Source organism: Rathayibacter sp. VKM Ac-2927, assembly GCF_022815525.1.
Taxonomy (GTDB): domain Bacteria; phylum Actinomycetota; class Actinomycetes; order Actinomycetales; family Microbacteriaceae; genus Rathayibacter; species Rathayibacter festucae.
The window spans coordinates 308,609-328,368 of the sequence record NZ_JALGRT010000003.1; the positions used below are offsets into that span (position 1 = coordinate 308,609).

The following is a 19,760-nucleotide window of genomic DNA, read 5'->3' on the forward strand; positions in this document are numbered from 1 at the left end:
ACCTTGTTCTCTCGCACACAGCACGGCAGAGTCGCCGCGCGGAGGAAGCACCTCCTCCTCGGCGCCGTCCTCACCACCGCGATCATCGGGCTCACCGGCTGCACCGGCGAGAGCCCGGAGGCCGACCGCAAGGTCATCCGGATCTTCGGCGAGCAGGGCGCGCAGATCGACCTGAACACCAACTCGTTCACGAAGGTCCTCGAGGACAAGTTCGACGTCGACATCCAGTTCGAGACCACCTCGTACGGTGCGTCCGAGGCGGCCGAGGCGCGGCAGATCTCGCTCGCCGGCGGCGATCTGCCCGAGGCGTACATGCTCGTCCCGTGGGCCTCGCAGTTCAGCCGCGCCGAGCTCCAGCGCTACGGCGACCAGGGCCTGCTCGTGCAGCTCAACGACCTCATCGACGAGAACGGCCCGAACATCAAGGCGGCCCTCGACGCGGAGCCGGGCTTCAAGGAGCTCACCGAGACCCCGGACGGGAAGATCTGGGGCCTGCCGCAGTGGAACGACTGCTACCACTGCTCCTACCCCTACAAGTTCTGGATCAACACCGACTGGCTCGACACCCTCGGCCTCGCCGCTCCCACCACGCCCGACGAGTTCTTCGCGGTGATGCAGGCCTTCAAGACCCAGGACCCGAACGGCAACGGCCAGGCGGACGAGATCCCGCTGACCGGCAGCACCCAGCAGTCGCTGGTGCCGTACATCATGAACGCCTTCATCTACAACGCGTTCAACACCGGCTCCGGCGCGAACGGGCAGCCCGTCTCGCTCGGACTCGACGGCGACACCGTGCAGCTGCAGACCATGCAGGACGGCTGGCGCGACGGCCTGAAGTTCCTCCGCAAGCTGTGGGACGCCGGCCTGATCGACCCCGCCACCTTCTCGCAGGGCGGCGACCAGATGACCGCGACCGGCAACGCGGCGCAGGGCGTGCTCATCGGCGGCTTCACCGCCATCCACCCCGGCTTCGCCGTGACCATCGGCCAGGAGGACGGGCGCGACACGCAGTACGACCTGCTCCCGCCGCTGACGGGCCCCGGCGGCCAGAACGCCACCTTCCTGCTCCCGAGCGTCCCCGGTGCGACCTTCGTCGTGACCAAGGCGGCCGACGAGGTGGAGCAGAAGGTCATCGTCGAGATGATGGACTACCTCTTCTCGCCCGAGGGCCACGTCCGCGGTGAGTTCGGCGAGGAGGGCATCGGCTGGCGCGCCCCCGAGGAGGGCGAGATCGCGCTCGACCAGAGCCTCGAGCCGTCCCTCGTCGACACCAAGATGGACGAGTCGAACGAGGCCGACTACAACGGCAACTGGGGCCCGATGGCCCAGGTGTTCGACACGGCCGAGTTCCGCGCCAGCCAGGTCCAGCCGCTCGACATCTACACCGAGGCGGGCTTCGAGCGCCGCCTGTTCGAGGCGACCGACCAGTACGCCGGCAAGGAGTCCGACGCGATGTTCCCCTACTGGAACATCTGGGTCCCCTCCGAGGACGCCAGCGAGCTCTCCACCCTCACCGCCAACGTCGAGAGCAGCGTCGCGACGGCGACCGCCGAGTTCGTCACCGGGGTCCGCGACCCCGCGAGCGACGCCGACTGGCAGTCCTACCTCGACGCCCTGACCAGCCTCGGCGCGGACCGCTACGCCGAGATCTGGCAGAGCGCCTACGACCAGTAGCGGCTCACCCGTCCCCTCCCCTCGCCCGCGACCCGGGCGGCGGGAGGGGACTCCGCTGTCACCGCGCAGCACGCCGCACGCAGTACGACGCACGCCGCGCCCGGCGCCCGGCGCGCGGCACCGCACGCCTTCCGCACGACGCACCCCAAGGAGCACCGCATGACCCTCGCCCAGGAGTGGAACGACCCCGACGTGTTCGAGTGGGGCACGGAGCCGGCGCACGCCGTGCTCACTCCCTTCGCCACGCTTGACGCCGCACTGGAGGGCGACCGTGCGAGCACGCCGCTCGCGCACAGCCTCGACGGCGACTGGCGCTTCCACTGGGCGCCGAACCCGGCCGCCCGCCTGGACGGCTTCGCGGCCGAGGACTGGGACGACTCGGCGTGGCCGACCGTCCCGGTCCCCGCCAGCTGGCAGCTGCACGGCTACGACTTCCCGATCGGCACCAATGTCGTGCTGCCGTGGACCGGCGCGAACGGGCGGCACGAGCAGCCGGACCCGCGCGGCGACTACCCGAACGCGCCGACCCTCTACAACCCGGTCGGCCAGTACCGCACCGCCTTCGAGCTGCCGGACGGCTGGGCCGAGCGCCGCACCTTCCTCCAGTTCGACGGCGTGGAGTCGGCATACTCGGTCTGGCTCAACGGGCAGCGCCTCGGCTACCGGGAGGACAGCTACACGACGGGCGAGTTCGAGGTCACGGAGCACGTGCGGGCCGGCTCGAACGTCCTCGCGGTCGAGGTGCACCGCTGGTGCACGGGCTCCTACCTCGAGAACCAGGACAACGTCCGCCTCTCCGGGATCTTCCGGAGCGTGCGGCTGCTCTCGCGCGCGGCGGCGATGATCCGCGACGTCACGGTGCGCACCCCGCTCGATGACACGTTCACCGCCGGGTCGGTCGAGGTCTCGGTCGCGGTCGACGCGCGCCCCGGAGCGTCCGCGGCCGGTCTCGAGCTCCGCGCACGGCTGTTCGACGGCACCGCGCCGGGTGCGGCGGAGGTCGGCGAGCAGAGCCGGACGGTCGCTCTCGACGCCGACGGCCGCGCGGCGAGCCTGGCGAGCATCCCCGTCTCATCCCCGCGACTCTGGTCCGCGGAGACGCCCGAGCTCTCCACGCTCGTCGTCGAGCTGAGCGACGCGACCGGCGCCGTCCTCGAGCGCGTCGCCGTGCGGGTCGGCTTCCGCCGCGTCGAGATCGTGGACGGCGTGCTGCTCGTGAACGGCCGGGTGGTCTCGCTCCGCGGCGTCAACCGGCACGAGTGGAGCCCGCGCACCGGCCGCACGCTGAGCCGCGACGACATGATCGCGGACATCCGGCTGATGAAGCAGAGCAACATCACGGCCGTCCGCACCTCGCACTACCCGAACGACCCGCGCTGGTACGACCTGGCCGACGAGTACGGGCTCTACCTCGTCGACGAGGCGAACAACGAGACGCACATCAACCGCATCGACGACGACGGGGCGCCCTTCCTGCCCGGCGACCGCCCGGAGCTGCGCGCTCCCCTGCTCCAGCGGATGCGCAGCATGGTCGAGCGGGACAAGAACCACCCCAGCGTGATCGCCTGGTCGATCGGCAACGAGTCCGGAGTCGGCGCGAACCTGCAGGCGATGTACGAGTGGGCGAAGGAGGACGACCCGACCCGCCCCGTCAGCTACCAGGACCCCGTCGGCTCCGGCACCTGGGTCGTCCCGGCCGGTCTCTCGGACTTCGACGGCGACTTCTACCCGCCGGTCGCGCAGTTCGCCGAGCGCTCGCGCCGGGATCCGCGGCCCTACCTGCTGGTCGAGTACGCCTTCAGCCAGGGCAACACCTCCGGCTACCTCGAGGAGTACTGGGCGGCCGCCCGCGAGGACCCGCGCGGGATGCCCGGCGGCTTCCTCTGGGACTGGGCCGACAAGGGCCTGTACTGGCCGCGCCCCGATCGGCCCGAGGAGGAGTTCCTCGCCTACGGCGGCGACTGGGGCGACGAGCCGAACCAGGAGAGCGCCCACATGAGCGGCCTCGTCCTCGCCGACCGCACGCCGACCCCGAAGCTGGCCGAGGCGGCGCTCGCCTACCAGCCGGTCTCCGTCACCGCGGTCGATCTGCGCGCCGGCGCGCTCCTCGTCGCCAACGAGCACCTGTTCACCGGACTCGACGGCTACGTCGTGCACTGGACCGTGTCGGCGGACGGCGAGCCGGTGCAGCAGGGCTCGCTGCCCGGCGCGGAGTGGGCCGTCGGCCCGCAGGAGGAGGGGAGGGTCACGCTGCCCTACCCGCTGCCGGAGCCGGCTGCGCAGGACGCGGCGCGCGAGTACCGCCTCGACGTGCAGCTGGCCCTCGCCGCTCCCACCGCCTGGGCGGAGGAGGGACACGTCGTCGCGCGCGCCCAGTTCGAGCTGCCCGTCGACGCCTCGCCCGCCCGCCGCCGGGCGCCGCGGGATCTGCCGCCGGTGACCGCGACCGAGGAGGGCACGGCGATCGTCGTGCGCGGGCCCGCGTTCTCCGCGACCGTCGACCGCTCCACCGGCCGCCTGACCTCGCTCCGCTACGGCGGTCGCGAGCGGCTCGCCGCGCCGCTGCTGCCGAACTTCTGGCGCACCCCGAACGACCCCGAGCTCTCGATCCCGGACATCCGGCTGGAGCGCCCGGAGCCGTCGCTGCCCTGGCGCGGCGTCGGCGAGGAGTGGGCGATCGATCGGGTCGACGTCGAGGAGACGCCGGGCGCCGTCCGCATCACGGTCGACGGGTCGGTGACCACGGCGGTGCCGTTCCGGCCGAGCGGCCGGGTGACGACCTCTCCGCAGTCGATCGTCTACACGATCCACGGCACGGGCCAGGTCGACGTGCTCTCCACCTTCTCGCCGGTCGAGGGCACGCCGAACCCGCAGGTCGTCGGCACCACGTTCGGGCTCGCGCCGGAGCTCTCGACCCTGCACTGGCACGGCCGCGGCCTGCACGAGTCGTCCGCCGACCGCCGGGCGTCGGCGTTCTTCGGCCGCTGGAGCGGCGCCGTGGCCGACCAGCCGACCCGCTACAGCCGACCGCAGGACAGCGCGAACAAGGTCGATACCCGCTGGGCCGCCCTCGTCGACGGCAGCGGCGCGGGCGTGCTCGTCCTGGCCGGCGGCGGCACGTCGGGCGGCGGCACGTCAGGCGGCGGCACGTCGGTCGAGAGCATGTTCTTCAACGCTCAGCCGAACAGCCCGGACGAGCTGGCCGACCGCCGACACTGGCACGAGGTACCGGCCTCTACGAGGACGGTCGTCCGGGTCGACGCCGCCCAGGAGGGCCTCCAGGGCGGCAACTGGGACGTGCAGACCCGCCCGGAGAAGTACAGCAACACTCCGGAGAAGGGCCCCTACCGCCAGCACTTCCGCCTCCTCCCCCTGCGCAGCGGCGAGGACCCGGCGTCGATCGCCGCCGCCGCCGTGCCCACCGAGTCCCCCGTGTCGCAGCCTGAGCGGGTGCCTGCCTGACCGCGGCGGGTCCCGATACGCCCTTCGGGCTCCTCGACCAGCATGTGCGGACTCACACCGACGTCCTGCGCGCTCGATTCATGCTGATCGAGTAGCCCGCGGAGCGGGCGTCTCGAGATCCACTGCCCTGCACGACGTGGGTCTCGATACGCGCTGCGCGCTACTCGACCAGCATGTGCAGACGCACGCCGGCGCACCGAACGCGCGTTTCAGGCAGCGCGTGCGGGCTCACACGGACGCGTCCTGCGGGCGATGCATGCTGACCGAGTAGCCCGCGCAGCGGGCGTATCGAGATCCACCGCTCTGCACGTCGTAGGTCTCGATACGCGCTGCGCGCTACTCGACCAGCATGTGCGGACGCACGCCGGCGCACCCTGTGCGGTTCCTGCAGCACGAGCAGGCTCACACCGACGTCCTGGGGGCGATGCATGCTGATCGAGTAGCCCGCGGAGCGGGCGTGTCGAGATCCCCCCACCATCAGAACGGCGCGGGAACATCGACGAAGTGCGGCCGAGGGGGCGGGTCGGGCGGACGCCCGGGCAGTGGGGGCGGCCGGTTGCTGATCCGGCGGCCGGTGGGGCTCGTCCACACGAGGGTCCCCTGGTCGTCGACTCTGTCGTAGCTCCACTGGTCCCCGTGCCGGACGTGGTGGTGCGAGGTGCAGAGAGAGACGAGGTTGTCGAGGGAGGTCTCGCCGCCGTTGCGCCATTCGAGGGTGTGGTCGGCCTCACTGGTCGCGGCGGGCCGGGTGCAGCCGGCGAAGCGGCAGGTCTGGTCCCGCAGCTGCAGGTGCAGGCGCATCTGCGGTGGCGGGACGCGGTGGGTGCGGCCCACCGAGACGACCGCGCCGGTATCGGAGTCGGTGAGGACGCGGGTGAAGGAGGCTGCGGTGCGGATCAGCTCGCGGGCGATCGGCGCGGGGACCGGGCCGTAGCCGTCGAGATCCGCGGGCGCGTCGTCGAGACCGACCGCGGTCGAGGCGGCGAGGGTGAGGCGCACCTCGGCCCGCACTCCGGGGACGAAGGTCGGGTCGGGTCGGTGCTCGGGGTCCGGGGTGGTGCCGGCGATGTCGCCGTCGCAGAGCAGATCGACCGCGGCGTCCGCGCTGAGCTGCTGCAGGGTGCGGGGGTCGCCGCCATCGCGGAGGGTGCGCGCGATGCGGCGCAGCCGGTCGTACGCGCCCGTCACCGCCGGCGCGGGAGCGTGGACGCAGAGCGTGGCCATGCCGTCGATATCCGGGGTGACCCAGACCGCGCGGTCCAGCGTGGCGCGGGAGTGGCGCTCGGCAAGGGGCTGCTCGTGCAGTTCCTCGCGCCATCGACTCAGGGCGCGGCGCAGCTGGGTCGTCGTCATCGTGAGCACGGCGTCGGCCGCGCGCTCGTCGAGGGCCGCGCGGGAGGCCTCGGGAAGGTTGATTGCGGTTCTACAGATCGCCTCGCCCGCCTCCCAGAGGATCCGCGCGTCCCTGAGCAGGGCGCGAGTGAGCGGCAGGTGCTCCATCAGCATCTGCGCGGTCTCAAGCCGTCGGCAGACCTCCCGCTCGGAGACGCCGAGCGTGACCGCGAGTTCGGCGCGGATGGAGCGCTCGACGAGGTCTCGGGTCTCACTGCGGGACGTGCCGCGAGCGAATGATTCCGGGACGGTGAGCGCGACGCGGTAGCCGCGGTGGATGCGTTCCGCGGTTCTCAGGCGCGTCGGGGATGCGGTGCGCTCGGTGGCGGCGGCGTCGGTGAAGCAGTCGCGCACCTCCGCGAGTGCTGCCGCATCTCATCTTCTGACATACGCGTAGTGAAGCAGGGGCCTCCGACAGCTCGGACGGAACCACCGGCTGATCGGGGACAACACCGTCGGATCGCGAGTGTGGAGGAGACCCGCTCCCGGATGTCTCGGCGATGGTGGGTTTCGATACGCCGCCGGAGGCGGCTACTCGACCAGCACGACCGGCCGCCCTGCGGGCTGCTGGACCAGCACGAACGGCTGCCCGGCGACTCCGACGACCGACTCCGCAGGATCGCGCTCCTCCTGCGCAGGATCACGACACCGCGGCGGCCGCGTCCGACCGAGAGTGGAACCGACCCGTTCTCCCCCAGGAAAGGACCACCATGTCGAGAGTCGTGATCGTCTCGGGCGCCTCGAGCGGCTTCGGGGCGATGACCGTCCGCGAGCTCGCCCTCGCCGGCCACCGCGTCTACGCGGGCATGCGGGCGATGGACGGCCGCAACGCTCCCGCCGCCGAGGACGCCCGCGCCTTCGCCCGTGAGCACGGCGTCGACCTCCGCCCGGTCGAGCTCGACGTCTCCGACCAGGCGTCGGTCGACGCCGCCGTCGCCCGGATCGCCGAGGAGTGCGAGCGGATCGACGTGGTGGTGCACAACGCCGGCCACATGGTCCTCGGGCCGACCGAGGCGTTCACCGTCGAGCAGCTCGCCGAGGTCTACGACGTCAACGTGCTCTCGACCCAGCGGCTCAACCACGCGGTGCTGCCGATCCTCCGCGCGCAGGAGGACGGCCTGCTCGTCTGGGTCGGCTCGTCCAGCTCCCGCGGCGGCACGCCCCCGTACCTCGGGCCGTACTTCGCGGCGAAGGCGGCGGAGGACGCGCTGGCCGTCGGCTGCGCGGTCGAGGTCGCGCGCTTCGGGATCGACACCGTCATCGTCGTCCCCGGTTCGTACACGACGGGCACCAAACACTTCGCGCACGCCGGCCGGGCCGCGCGCGCGGAGATCGCCGCCGCCTACGAGGACCGCTATCCGGGCCTGATGGACGACGTCTCGGCGCGCCTCGCCGAGCTCGCGCCGGCCGACGCGGACCCGCGCGAGATCGCTGTCGAGATCACCCGTGTCGTCGGGCTGCCCCGCGGCGAGCGCCCCTTCCGTGTCGTCATCGACCCGGCCGACGACGGCGCCGCCCGCGTCTTCGCGCTCGGCGACACGGTCCGCCGCGAGTTCTACGAGCGGATCCGGATGCAGGACCTGCTGAGCCCCGCCGACACCGGCGTCCCCGCCACGACCGCAGCTCAGGGAGAGAACCGATGACCACCCAGGACCAGCCCCGCACCGCCCTCGTGACCGGAGGGTCCGGCGGTATCGGCCGCGCCGTGGTCGAGCGGCTCGCCCGCGACGGGCTCTCGGTGGCCGTGCACTACTCCGGCAACCGCGAGCGCGCCGAGGAGGTCGCGGTTGCCGCACGCAAGCACGGTGTCGAGGCCGTGGTCGTCGGCGGAGACGTCGCCGACGAGGCCGCGATGGCCGCGGCCTTCACCGAGGCGGAGGACGCGCTCGGCGGCCTGGACGTCGTGGTGAACACCGCCGGCGTCATGATCCTCGGCCCCGTGGCGACCTTCGATCTCGCGGACCTCGACCGGATGCACCGCACCAACGTCCGCGGCTCGTTCGTCGTCGCGCAGCTCGCCGCTGCCCGCCTGCGACCGGGCGGGGCGATCATCACCTTCTCCACCAGCGTCACCCGCACCTCGTTCCCGAGCTACGGCCCCTACGTCGCGTCGAAGGCGGCCGTCGAGGCGCTCACGCTCGTCCTCGCCCGCGAGCTGCGCGGCAAGGACATCACCGTCAACGCCGTCGCGCCCGGCCCGACCGCCACCCCCCTCTTCCTCGACGGCAAGTCGGAGGAGGAGGTCGCCCGCCTCGCGGGCGCGGTGCCGCTCGAGCGCCTCGGGCAGCCCGAGGACATCGCCGAGACCGTCGCCTTCCTCGCCGGCCCCGGCCGCTGGATCAACGGCCAGGTCCTCTTCGTGAACGGCGGCCTCGCCTAGCTCGAGCAGGGACGCCGGGTCTCGATACACCGCTGCGCGGCTCCTCGACCAGCACGACGCCGACCCGCCCCCTCATGCTGCTCGACCAGCATCCGCAGAGCGCCCCCTTATGCTGATCGAGTAGCGCCCGCAGGGCGCGCATCGAGATCCACCGCACCCCCACCCGCCGCCGGCTCCGCCCCGTCGTACCGCGCCCGCGCCGCCTGCACCGCCGGCAGCTGCCGGTCGGTCCAGCGCAGCAGCGCGTCGACCAGCTCGTTCAGCGTGTCCCCGATCGGCGAGATGCGGTACTCGACCGCGATCGGCCGGGTCTCGAGGACGACGCGGCTGATCATCCCGTTGCGCTCGAGCCGGCGCAGCGTCGCGGTCAGCGACTTCTGCCCCACCGCCGGAACGGCCCGCCGCAGCTCGTTGAAGCGCAGCGGCCGCTCGCAGAGCTGATCGAGCACCTGCAGCGACCACTTGTCGAGCAGCTCGTCCAGCAGCTCCCGGTGCGGAGCGTCGACCTGCAGCAGCTCGGTCACGGTCGGGGCGGCTGCGGTCGGGGTTGCTGCGGTCGGGGCGGCGGGCGCGGTGTCGTCCATGCGACCTAGTCTCGTTGAAGTGCCCTTCGTGCACCAGGTAGACAGAAGGAACCACCTACCCGAGAGAAGGACACCATGACCGTCAGCACCAGCTCCCCCGAGGGCATGCTCCAGCCCGTGAACTACGACCACGTCGCGGTCGCCACCGGCAGCCGTCACGTGCACGTCGCCGGTCAGATCGCGCGCGACGGCGCAGGGAACCGCCTCGCCCCCGACGATCTCGCCGGCCAGGTCGCCCAGGTCCTCCGCAGCACCGCCCGGGGGCTCGCCGGAGCCGGCGCCACCTTCGACGACGTCGTCCGGCTCCGCTTCTTCCTCACCCGCTCCACCCCCGAGATGTTCGCCGAGTGGGTCGCGGGAATCGAGCAGGTGCGCGAGGAGCTCGGCCTGCCGGACCCGCTCCCGCCGCTCTCCGCCATCGGCGTCGACTTCCTCTTCGAGCCCGACGTCCTGGTCGAGCTCGAGGCCTACGCCGTCCTCGACTGAACCGCGGCGCACTCGGGGGGCATGCAGACCCGCCCGCTCGTTGCTGGTCGAGCAGCGCTGATGGCGCGGATCGAGACCGACCCGCCCCCGCAGTCCGACTCAGCACCGCGATCAGGGTCATCCCCGATGCCGCGCCGCCCACGACCTCCGAGAATCGACTCATGCCTCCTGCCCCGTCCCGCCCGCGCCTCGCGCGCGCCCTCCTCGTCGCCCTGGTCGGCGGCCTGCTCCTGGGCGGGCTCACCAGCCTCCTGCAGGGCTCGCTGCCCGGGCCGGTGAACTCCTTCGCCAACTCCTCGGGCGGCTGGTCGATGCTGGTCTTCGCGCTGGTGCGGCTCGGCGGCGCGCGGCCCGTGGCGGCGGCGGCGCTCGGCCTCCTGACCTTCTGGGCGCTGCTCGAGGGCTACGACCTGGTGACCGCCGCGCGCGGCTTCGGCTACTCCCCGCCCTTCACCGACGTGTTCTGGCTGCTGGCCGTGCCGGCCGGGCCGATCCTCGGTGCCGCCGCCGCCCTGACGCTGCACGGCTCGACGCCCTGGCGCGTGCTCGCGGTCGCCCCGCTGTCCGGCGTCCTGATCGGCGAGGGCGTCTGGGCGCTGCAGAACGTCGCCGACACCACCAGCCCGGTCTACTGGTGGCTCGAGATCGTCCTCGGTACGGCGTTCCTCGCTCTCGCGGTGATCCGGAGGCGACCGCGCCGGCCGATCGCCCTCGCGGCCGTCGCGGTCACGGCGGCGGCCGCGCTCGCCTTCGTCGTCGTCTACTCCGTCCTGTGAGCCGCCGCCGCCCCGGATCGCTCGCTCGATCCCTCCCCGTCCTCGCCGCCGGCCTCGCGCTCGTGCTCTCCGGGTGCGCGGCGCCGAGCGGGCCCGCCACCTCGAGTCCGCCGACGGCGCTCCCGTCGATCTCCGCCGCATCGTCTCCGGAACCCGCCCCCGTCGACGTCTCCGCCGAGCTCGCCGCCCTCGAGGCCGAGTTCGACGCGCGGATCGGCATCAGCGCCGTCGACACCGGCATCGGCCGGCAGGTCCTGCACCGGCAGGACGAGCGCTTCGCCTACGCGTCGAGCATCAAGGCCCTGGCCGCCGCGGAGTTCCTGCGCAGCGTCCCCGCGGACGAGCGCGACGAGGTCGTCACCTGGACCGCGGCCGACGTCGAGGCCGCCGGCTACTCCCCCGTCACGGGCGAGAGCATCGACGGCGGGCTGCCGCTGGCGCAGCTGGCCGAGGCCGCGGTCCGCCGCAGCGACAACACGGCGCTGAATCTGGTGCTCGACCGCCTCGGCGGACCGGCCGCCCTCGACCGGGCCCTCGAGCAGCTCGGCGACACGACGACCGACGTGGTCGACGAGGAGCCCGCGCTCAACGCGATCGCCCCGGGCAGCACCGCGAACACCACGACTCCGGCGGCGTTCACCGCCGATCTCACCGCCGTCGCACTCGGCGAGGCCCTTCCCAGCGCGGATCGCGCGCTGCTCCTGGACTGGATGAGCGGCAACGCGACCGGCGACGCGCTGATCCGCGCGGGCGCTCCCGAGGGCTGGACGGTCGCGGACAAGTCGGGCGGAGCGGGCGGCCTCCGCAACGACGTCGCCGTCGTCACGTCTCCCGGCCGCGACCCGATCGTGCTGTCCGTCCTGACCTCCCGCAACGACCCGGAGGCGGACTACGACGACGCCCTCGTCGCGCGGGCGGCGGCGGTCGTGCTGGGAGCTCTGGAGTAGCCGGACGAAGGTGAGCGGCTGTCTGCCGCTCCGACCCCCCTCGGGGTGGTGTGTCGCTCGTCAGGGAGTCCCTATCCTGACGAAGCTGGGAGGCTCCCTGAATCCTTCCACAGGCTCGGCACTCGCTCCGGAGGTTCGCCCTCGGAGGTCCGCGAGCACGCGGTTCGCCCTCCCTCGGGAGGGTCGAGAAGCGCCTACCCGACCACCCGCTGCACGGCCGCTCCGGCGTCCGCGCCGCGGCGGCGTCACCGCGGCAGTGCCGCACCCCACAGCCCGGACCGCAGCGACGCGTCCTTCGGCACCGCTCCCCGGCGCGGCACCGATCCGCCGCCCGCTTCGAGGCTCCCTCGTCGACGCGCACCGGGCGACCTCCCGCACAGCACCAGTCCCCTCCCCGCACAGCACGAGTCGATCGGACGACACCACATGCCCCCGACCACCCGCTCCAGAACCGCTCTCCCCCTCCTCCGCCGCCCCAAGGACGCCCTGCGCGTCCTGGCGATCGCCGCCGCGGTGGCGATCGGCGTCACCGGAGTGTCGATCCCGGCCGCGTCGGCCGCGGAGGGCAGCGCCTCCCACGGGCCGGACGGCACGCACTACCCCTCGGCCACCCCCGACATCCGCTCCGGTGTCGCGGACTACACCGTCGTCGACGCCGCCGCCTCGGGCGCGGCGATCCGCAAGGCCCTCGACTCGCTCACCCGCACGCAGATCGCGGAGGGAGCCGTCGTCCGGGTCGCTCCCGGTCACATCTCCGACCTGTCCGCGCTCAACGGCTACCGCAACACCGGCAGCGAGAAGGTCCTGGTCACCGCCCGCGACGGCTTCCAGTCGGTCACCGGCGGCAACTGGGCGTTGCGCTCGGTCACCGGCATCACGCTGATGCGCTTCGACATCGACTCGCTCGACGTGAAGGGCGCCACGAACGCCTCGTTCGCGTGGCTGCGGATCAACAAGAACTGGCTCGGCCTCGCCGCGTCGGCGGGCGTGCCGGTGCGCGACGTCGAGCTGATCGAGGTCGTGGTGCCGGACTCGACGGTCAAGAGCGCCGACTCCGCGCAGATCAAGGCGTTCTCGCCGGACGTGATGGGCGACGTCCTGGTCGAGGGCAGCTACCTGGCGCCCTCCTACTACGTCGACGCCGTCTACGGCGGGTCGAACCCGGCGCGACCGCACACGGACACCCTCCAGATCGAGGGCAGCGGCGTCACCGGCCAGATCACCCTCCGCGACACGGTCGTGTTCACCTCCAACAACAGCGCCGTCATCGTCGGCGGCGTCCGGAACGTGGCGTTCGAGGACTCGTTCATCGTCGGCGGCCCGCTCGCGATGAAGCGCTACCCGTTCCTGCGCGGCGGTGCCGGCTACGCCGGTGCGATCAACGGCGCGGGCAGCGTCAGCGCGATCCAGGGCACCGGAGGCGGCAACATCGACGCCTCCGACTCGATCCTCGCCGGCTCGCTCCAGCCGAAGTGGGACACCGTGACGAACACCGTCACGAACATCGCGGGCAAGACCGCGACCCGCGGCGGCTTCACGCTCGACAGCACGCTGAGCTCGATGAGCGTCGACGAGCTCGACTCGAGGACGCCCCGCCCGACCACGTCCCGCCTGGTCGGGATCTGGGACGACGTCGACACTTCGACGCCCACGCCGACGCCCACCCCGACCGTGACCCCGACGGCGACTCCCACGGCGACGCCGGAGCCGACCGCGACGCCGACGGCGACCCCGACGGCGACCCCCACCGCGACGCCCGAGCCGACCGCGACCCCCGAGCCGACGTCGACCCCGACGCCGACCAAGACCCCGGAGCTCCCCGCGGAGACGCCCGACGGTGAGGACGGCGGAAGCGGACCCGTCGCCGACACCACCGCCCCGAAGGTCGCGATCGCCTCGCCGTCGGCCGGCGCCGTGATCAGCGGCTCGACCACCGCCACCGTCACCGCGACCGACGACACCGCCGTCACCGGCGTGGCGTTCTACCTCGGCAACCTCAAGGTCGGCGACGGCACGAAGACCGGCGGCAGCACGTGGTCGCTGACCACCAGCACCGCCGGGATGCGCGGCACCTTCCCGCTCACCGCCCGGGCGACGGACGCGGCGGGCAACGTCGCCGCGAGCGCTCCCGTGACGGTGACGCTGCGCTAGCTCCCCGCGCTCAGCCCTGAAGGGCCGGCCCCTCGGCGACGAGGCGCCGGCCCTTCGCCGTCCCCACCGATCGCGCAGGCCCACAGCAGCCCGCCCCCTGCTGGTCGAGTAGCCGCGCAGCGCCCCCCCGCACGCTGGTCGAGTAGCCGCGCAGCGGCCCCCGCATGCTGGTCGAGTAGCCGCGCAGCGGCGTATCGAGACCCGCCGTCCCCACACCCTCACCGGCCGCGGCATAGTAGAGCCCGAATCAGCGTCAGCGCCAGTGCCCCACTGACGGGGCACGTCCCGTACATTGGCCGTGGAAGCACGCCACCCCTCCCCTTTTCCTGCCGCGCTGCCTCCACCTCCCCCGTCGACTCCGACGCGCCGCCGTCCCCGATCCTCCTCCGCGCACCACCCGCCCTGCTCTCCCCGCACCGACCGCCCGGACCGCACCGCCGCGGGACTCCGAGGCCCCTTCAGGAGCCCCGGACCGTTCAGCGCCTCGAGGCTCCTGCCGCGCCGTGCTCCGGGCACCCCTTCCCCCGCTGCCCGACCCGATCGGAAGACACCCCATGGCACGAGCCACTCCCCCCAGGTCGTCCCCCTCCCGTCCCCTCCGCCCCGCCGCGCGCCACGCGCGCCCCCGAGCGAGGACCGCCCTCGCCCGCATCCTCGCGATCACCGCCGCCGTCGGGATCGCCGTCGGCGCGACAGTGCTCCAGGACGCACCGGCCGCCTCGGCCGCCGTCTCCGCCACGACCTCCGGGCCCGACGGCACGCACTACCCCTCGGACACCCCCGACATCCGCTCCGGGCTCCCCCGCGGCACCACCGTCGTGGACGTCGCGGCCTCGGGCCCGGCGATCCGCACAGCACTGGACCGGCTCACCGCGAACCAGATCGCGAACGGCGCGGTCGTCCGCGTCGCCCCCGGCCGCGTCGCCGACCTCTCGGCCCTGAACGGCTACACCAACAGCGGGGCATCCAAGGTCCTGATCACCGCGCGTGACGGCTTCCGCTCGGTGACCGGCGGCGACTGGGCGCTGCGCGGAGTCACGGGCATCACGCTGATGCGCTTCGACATCGACTCGCTCGACGTCAAGGGCGCGAAGCACGCCTCATTCGCCTGGCTCCGCATCGCCGACAACTGGCTCGGTCTCGCCGCGTCGGCGGGCCGGCCCGTCCGGGACGTCGAGCTGATCGAGGTCGTCGAGCCAGACTCGACGGTCAAGAACGCCGACTCGGCGCAGATCAAGGCCTACGCTCCGGACCAGCTGAGCGACGTCCTGGTCGAGGGCGGCTACTTCGCGCCCTCCTACTACGTCGATGCGAGGTACGGCGGCAACCGCGAGCCGCGCCCGCACACCGACACCCTGCAGATCGAGGGCTCCGGGATCACCGGCCAGGTCACGCTCCGCGACACCGTCGTGTTCGCCTCCAACAACAGCGCCGTCATCATCGGCGGCGTCCGGAACGTCGCCTTCGACGACGCCTTCATCGTCGGCGGCAGCGTCGCGGCGCAGCGCTACCCGTTCCTCCGTGGCGGCGCCGGTTCCGCCGGAGCGCAGAACGGCCCCGGCAGCCTGAGCGCGATCCAGGGCTCGGGCGGCGGCAATGTCGACGCCTCCGGCTCGACCTTCATCGGCTCGCTGCAGCCCTCCTGGGACGCGGTGACGAACACGCGGACGAACCTGCCCGGCAAGACGGCGCGGTCGGGCGGCTTCACGGTCGACCAGAGCCTCGGCTCGCTGACCGCCGCCGACCTCGACGCGCGCAGCCCCCGGCCGACCACGGCCTACCTCGCCGGCATCTGGGACGACGTCGACCTCCGCGGCGGCGGCAGCGCCCCGGCGGCGACCGCGACTCCGAGCGCCGCGCCGACGCCGACGCCCACGACCGCCCCGGCGACCCCCGCTCCGGCACCGACGGCGAGCCCGTCCGCGCCCGACGAGCCCGAGTCGCCCGAGGAGCCCGAGCCCCCCGTGGAGGACACCACCGCCCCCGAGGTCGAGATCACCGCGCCGGAGCCCGGTGACGTGCTCGGCGGCCCGGCGACCGCCACCGTCACGGCGACCGACGACGTCGCCGTGACCGGAGTCGTGTTCCTCGTCGAGGGCGTCGAGATCGGCGACGGCGTCGCGACCGGCGAGGACACCTGGTCGCTCGCCTCCGACACCGCGGGCGTGCAGGGCACGTTCGCGCTCACCGCCCGGGCGACGGATGCGGCGGGCAACGTGACCGAGAGCGCTCCGGTCACCGTGACGTTGCAGTAGCGTCCGCGCACCGACGAGGGGCCGCCGTGCTGTGCGCACGGCGGCCCTTCGCCCTGCGCCCGGGCGACGCGACAGCCCGCGCCACTCGCGCCTCCTGCACTGCACGACGGGGAGAAGGGTGTGACACTTCCTCAGGTCACCCGCTTGCTCCGCCGAGCCCCCTACAGGAGTCGCAGATGCACACACGCCCACCGCAATCCCACGGACAGCGCCGACCGAGCAGCAGGCCGCTCGACGTCGCGGCGTCCCTCGTCCTCACTGTCGGACTGCTCGGCGCAGCCGCGCCCGTCGCCCAGGCCGAGACGACGCCGTCGACCGCGGCAGCCGCCACGCCGGCCGCCGGAAGCACCGCGTCACCGACCGGCACCCCGTCGCCCGCCCCGCTGGTGAACGGGGGGCTGACGACGTCGATCACGGCGACTTTCGGCAGCGCGCCCGACAAGATCCTGAACATCTACTCGAGGGTCCACTACGTCCTCACCGCCACGAACATCACCGACGCACCGCTCAACGTGGAACTCACCGACTCACCGGGCTTCGGGAACACCGTTCTTCTCGGTCCGGGTCAGTCGAAGGTCTTCTCCGAGAGCGTGTTCCTCGGCGGTGACTCACTGCGCAAGGGCGTCTGGTCGGACCCGATCGAGCTCAAGACATGGACCACCTCGTACAACGAGACGACAACGGTGACGGTCGTTCCCGACATCCCCCTTCCGAGCGCGCAGGTGGAGAAGCGTGTCCCGTGGTTCTGGGAGCCGTCCGCGCTGAAGCCTGAGCCGAGTCCCAGTGCGCCGAGCACCAGCGAGCCGATCCCGGAACCCGTCCCGGCGCCGACGGTCGCCACCCAGGAGATGACGGTGACCGTCACTGGGAGGTTCCTGACGAAGCCGGGCGAGCTCGTGAAGGAGGGCACTCGCGTCGAGTTCTCGCAGGACGTGAAGAACACGGGAGCGGTCGACATCACTAACGTCCTCGGGCACGACAAGCTCGCGGTCGGCGAGTCGTTCCACCTGACCACGACCGAGGCCGTCGTCACCGCGCAGAACATCAAGGACGGGTTCGTGACGCCGGACTCGGAGTCCTCGAACGAGATCCTTCCGGGCGGAACCCGGGTCATCGTCACGGCGCCGAAGCTGCCCATCCCCGACAAGGCTCCGGTGTCCACGGAGGCGCCGGACCTGGACGTGAAGGTCTCCGGCACGTTCCAGGTGAAGGAGGGTGGGCCCGTCGTCGCGGGCACGAAGGTGAAGTGGGTCGCCGCGCTCACGAACACCGGGGACACCGCTCTCCGCGACGTCAAGGTCGCCGACAGCGAGAAGATCGCCGAGCTGCCGGTCGGGAAGACCGGCGAGGTCACCTTCGAGAGCACCGTCAGCGAGTGGGACGCGGTCGATCACTCGATCTCCGTCGCCGCCGCGGCCACGGCGATCACGAGGGACGGCTACGACTACTCGAAGCAGACCCTCGGCACCCTCGCCATCCCTGCGGTCGCTCCTGCCCCGGCCGGACCCGACACCCCCGCGTCGGCGGGACCTGTGTCCCCCGCCCCAGCCGGACCCGACACTCAGCCGTCCAGCGCAGCGGCAGCCCGGTCGGTGACCGAGGTCGCCACCTCGTCCAGCCGCGGTGAGGTCGCCACTTCGGCGTCCTCGGGGGCGACCCGGTCGACGGCGGGTCACCTCGCCTCCACTGGTTCCGATGCCGCCGCGATGCTGCCCGCTGCCGGTGTCCTCGCCCTGCTCGGCGCCGTCGGCGTCTTCCTGGGCCGCCGCCGCAGGAGCCGCACCGCCACCGAGTGACGATGCGCCGAGCCGGTGGGTGGGCTCTGTCGCCCGCCGCCTCGGCCCCGCGCTCCTCGAAGGGTCGCCGTGCACGACGCATGGCGGCCCTTCTGCGCGCCCGGCGACCGACGCGCCGCGCCAACCACCATGCGAAGCCCCTCGGTACCGCACAGACCTGTGAAGCTTCCTCGGGTCACACACCTTGCTCCGCCGAGCACTTACAGGAGTCGCAGATGCACACACCCTCACCTCGTCCGCACGGCACGCGCCGCTCGAGCAGCAGCCCGCTCGAGGTCGCGGCCTCGCTCGTCCTCACCGTCGGCCTGCTCGGCTCCGCCGCGCCCGCCGCCCTGGCGGCCGACGCGGCGGCCACCGCGCAGCCTCAGGCCGCACCGTCGCTGCCCCCCTCGCCCGCGCCGACGTCGTCGCCGGCTGTCGAGCACCCCGCCCTCGAGCGGACGGTCACCGCCACGTTCCAGCTCCTCGGGACCACGACCGAGGGAGGCGAGCCCTTTTTCAGATCCGACTTCACGATTCACCTCAAGAACACCGGCGATGTTCCGCTCAACGTGTTCCTCGAGGCCTACAGGCAGCGGGATGATGCTCCGATCACGCTCGCGGTGGGCGAATCCAAAGACCTCCCGGGAGACGTCATCGTCTTTCAGCGCCAATTGGTGAACGGTTTCTGGCGCTTCAGGACGATCGGGGCGGCGTACACCCCTCAGGGAGTCAGCATCGACGCAGGTATCGATGCTTCAGTGCCCGTTCCCGGAGCGAAACCGACGCCTGCTCCGTCGCAGCCCGCCACGCCGTCCCCTGTGCCGTCGCAGCCGAGCACGCCGAGCAGTCCGACGCCCGCGCCTTCGACTGAACCGGCCAGCGCTGACCCGGCGGTGACGGTGACCATCACGGGGAAGTTCCTGACGGAGCCGGGTGAGCTGGTGAAGGAGGGCACTCGTGTCCAGTTCACGTACGACGTGAAGAACACCGGCGGGGTGGATCTGAGGGACGTCCTCGGGCACAAGACGTTCAAGGTCGGGGAGTCGTTCCTGCTGAACACGACGGAGGCCGTGGTCAGTGCGCAGAACCTGAAGGACGGGTTCGTCCCGGCCGAGTCCAAGCTGGTGAGGGGCACCCTCCCCGACGGGTCGCGCGTCACGGTCTCGGCACCGTTCGTGTACAAGCTGCCGATCCCCGAGAAGCCTCCGATCCCCGTTCAGGCGCCGGATCTGGATGTGAAGGTCTCCGGTACGTTCCAGGTGAAGGAGGGTGAGCCGGTCGTCGCGGGGACGAAGGTGAAGTGGGTCGCCGCGGTCATGAACACCGGGAACGTGGCTCTGCGCGACGTCCAGGTCGCGGACAGCGAGAAGATCGCCGAGCTCCCCGTCGGGGAGACCGGCACGGTCTCCTTCGAGAGCACCGTGACCGAGCGCGACGTCTTCAACCACTCCATCTGGGTCGCGTCGCCCGCCACGGCCACCACGCCCGACGGCACGACCTTCACGAAGAACACCCTCGGCACCCTCGCGATCCCGGCGGTCGTGCCCGTCCCGACTCCGACCCCGACGCCCACGCCGACCCCGATTCCGACCGGGACGCCGACCCCGGCGCCGGCCGCGGCCGCGTCGACTCGGCCGGCCGCTGAGGTCACGGTGCCCACGGCGTCTTCGGGAGCTGCGAGCACGGCCTCGAAGCGTTCGGCGGCGGGTCAGCTCGCCTCGACGGGCTCCGACGCAGCCGCCGTGCTGCCCGCGGCCGGCGTCCTCGCCCTGCTCGGTGCCGTCGGCCTGTTCCTGGGTCGCCGCCGGCGGAACCGCACCACCACCGAGTGATCGCCGTGCCGTGCCGGTGGGTGATGGCGGTCACCCACCGGCA

Annotated in this window: 14 protein-coding genes; 11 read left to right on the top strand and 3 right to left on the bottom strand. The window is 72.6% G+C overall.

Features of this window, described 5'->3' with window-relative positions; genetic code table 11:
* Positions 1 to 3: 3 nt before the first annotated feature.
* The gene (locus MT353_RS10610) at positions 4 to 1,674 is read left to right on the top strand and encodes an extracellular solute-binding protein (RefSeq protein WP_243600212.1); all 1,671 of its coding nucleotides are present in this window, start codon (positions 4 to 6) and stop codon (positions 1,672 to 1,674) included.
* Positions 1,675 to 1,833: 159 nt separating this feature from the next.
* Complete coding sequence (locus MT353_RS10615) at positions 1,834 to 5,136, top strand: glycoside hydrolase family 2 TIM barrel-domain containing protein (RefSeq protein WP_243624367.1); 3,303 nt, start codon at positions 1,834 to 1,836, stop codon at positions 5,134 to 5,136.
* Between the two features lie 477 nt (positions 5,137 to 5,613).
* Here MT353_RS10615 and MT353_RS10620 read toward each other — a convergent pair whose 3' ends face one another.
* Positions 5,614 to 6,882 (bottom strand): HNH endonuclease signature motif containing protein, encoded by a 1,269-nt coding sequence (locus tag MT353_RS10620; protein WP_243624368.1) that lies wholly within the window; start codon positions 6,880 to 6,882, stop codon positions 5,614 to 5,616.
* A gap of 356 nt (positions 6,883 to 7,238) precedes the next feature.
* On the opposite strand from MT353_RS10620, the gene MT353_RS10625 reads away from it, so the two are divergent.
* Positions 7,239 to 8,171, top strand: coding sequence for an SDR family NAD(P)-dependent oxidoreductase (locus tag MT353_RS10625; protein ID WP_243624369.1), 933 nt, complete (start codon positions 7,239 to 7,241; stop codon positions 8,169 to 8,171).
* On the top strand, positions 8,168 to 8,908 hold the full coding sequence (locus tag MT353_RS10630) for an SDR family oxidoreductase (protein ID WP_243624370.1): 741 nt from the start codon (positions 8,168 to 8,170) through the stop codon (positions 8,906 to 8,908). Before MT353_RS10625 ends, MT353_RS10630 begins: the two co-directional genes overlap by 4 nt.
* 107 nt (positions 8,909 to 9,015) lie before the next feature.
* Here the strand turns inward: MT353_RS10630 and MT353_RS10635 are convergent, their stop codons facing one another.
* On the bottom strand, positions 9,016 to 9,492 hold the full coding sequence (locus MT353_RS10635; protein ID WP_243624371.1) for a helix-turn-helix domain-containing protein: 477 nt from the start codon (positions 9,490 to 9,492) through the stop codon (positions 9,016 to 9,018).
* Positions 9,493 to 9,567: 75 nt separating this feature from the next.
* On the opposite strand from MT353_RS10635, the gene MT353_RS10640 reads away from it, so the two are divergent.
* The 6 genes from MT353_RS10640 to MT353_RS10670 all read left to right on the top strand — a co-directional run bounded on the left by MT353_RS10640 (position 9,568) and on the right by MT353_RS10670 (position 17,903).
* A complete protein-coding gene (locus MT353_RS10640; RefSeq protein ID WP_243600218.1) occupies positions 9,568 to 9,978 on the top strand; it encodes a Rid family hydrolase in 411 nt (136 codons plus the stop codon).
* A 161-nt stretch (positions 9,979 to 10,139) separates the two neighbouring features.
* Positions 10,140 to 10,754, top strand: coding sequence for a DUF6518 family protein (locus MT353_RS10645; protein WP_243624372.1), 615 nt, complete (start codon positions 10,140 to 10,142; stop codon positions 10,752 to 10,754).
* Positions 10,751 to 11,701: a class A beta-lactamase gene (gene bla, locus MT353_RS10650; protein ID WP_243624373.1), complete on the top strand. Its 951-nt coding sequence runs from the start codon at positions 10,751 to 10,753 to the stop codon at positions 11,699 to 11,701. Before MT353_RS10645 ends, bla begins: the two co-directional genes overlap by 4 nt.
* A gap of 426 nt (positions 11,702 to 12,127) precedes the next feature.
* Positions 12,128 to 13,852, top strand: a complete 1,725-nt coding sequence (locus tag MT353_RS10655; RefSeq protein WP_243624374.1) for an Ig-like domain-containing protein — start codon at positions 12,128 to 12,130, stop codon at positions 13,850 to 13,852.
* A 554-nt stretch (positions 13,853 to 14,406) separates the two neighbouring features.
* Positions 14,407 to 16,107 (top strand): Ig-like domain-containing protein, encoded by a 1,701-nt coding sequence (locus tag MT353_RS10665; RefSeq protein ID WP_279400667.1) that lies wholly within the window; start codon positions 14,407 to 14,409, stop codon positions 16,105 to 16,107.
* 176 nt (positions 16,108 to 16,283) lie between these two features.
* Positions 16,284 to 17,903, top strand: a complete 1,620-nt coding sequence (locus tag MT353_RS10670; protein ID WP_243624375.1) for an LPXTG cell wall anchor domain-containing protein — start codon at positions 16,284 to 16,286, stop codon at positions 17,901 to 17,903.
* A 703-nt stretch (positions 17,904 to 18,606) separates the two neighbouring features.
* Here the strand turns inward: MT353_RS10670 and MT353_RS10675 are convergent.
* On the bottom strand, positions 18,607 to 18,795 hold the full coding sequence (locus MT353_RS10675; RefSeq protein ID WP_243624376.1) for a hypothetical protein: 189 nt from the start codon (positions 18,793 to 18,795) through the stop codon (positions 18,607 to 18,609).
* Between MT353_RS10675 and MT353_RS21970 the strand changes: the two genes are divergently transcribed.
* Positions 18,785 to 19,717 (top strand): LPXTG cell wall anchor domain-containing protein, encoded by a 933-nt coding sequence (locus MT353_RS21970; RefSeq protein ID WP_243624377.1) that lies wholly within the window; start codon positions 18,785 to 18,787, stop codon positions 19,715 to 19,717. The genes MT353_RS10675 and MT353_RS21970 overlap by 11 nt on opposite strands.
* Positions 19,718 to 19,760 lie beyond the last annotated feature (43 nt).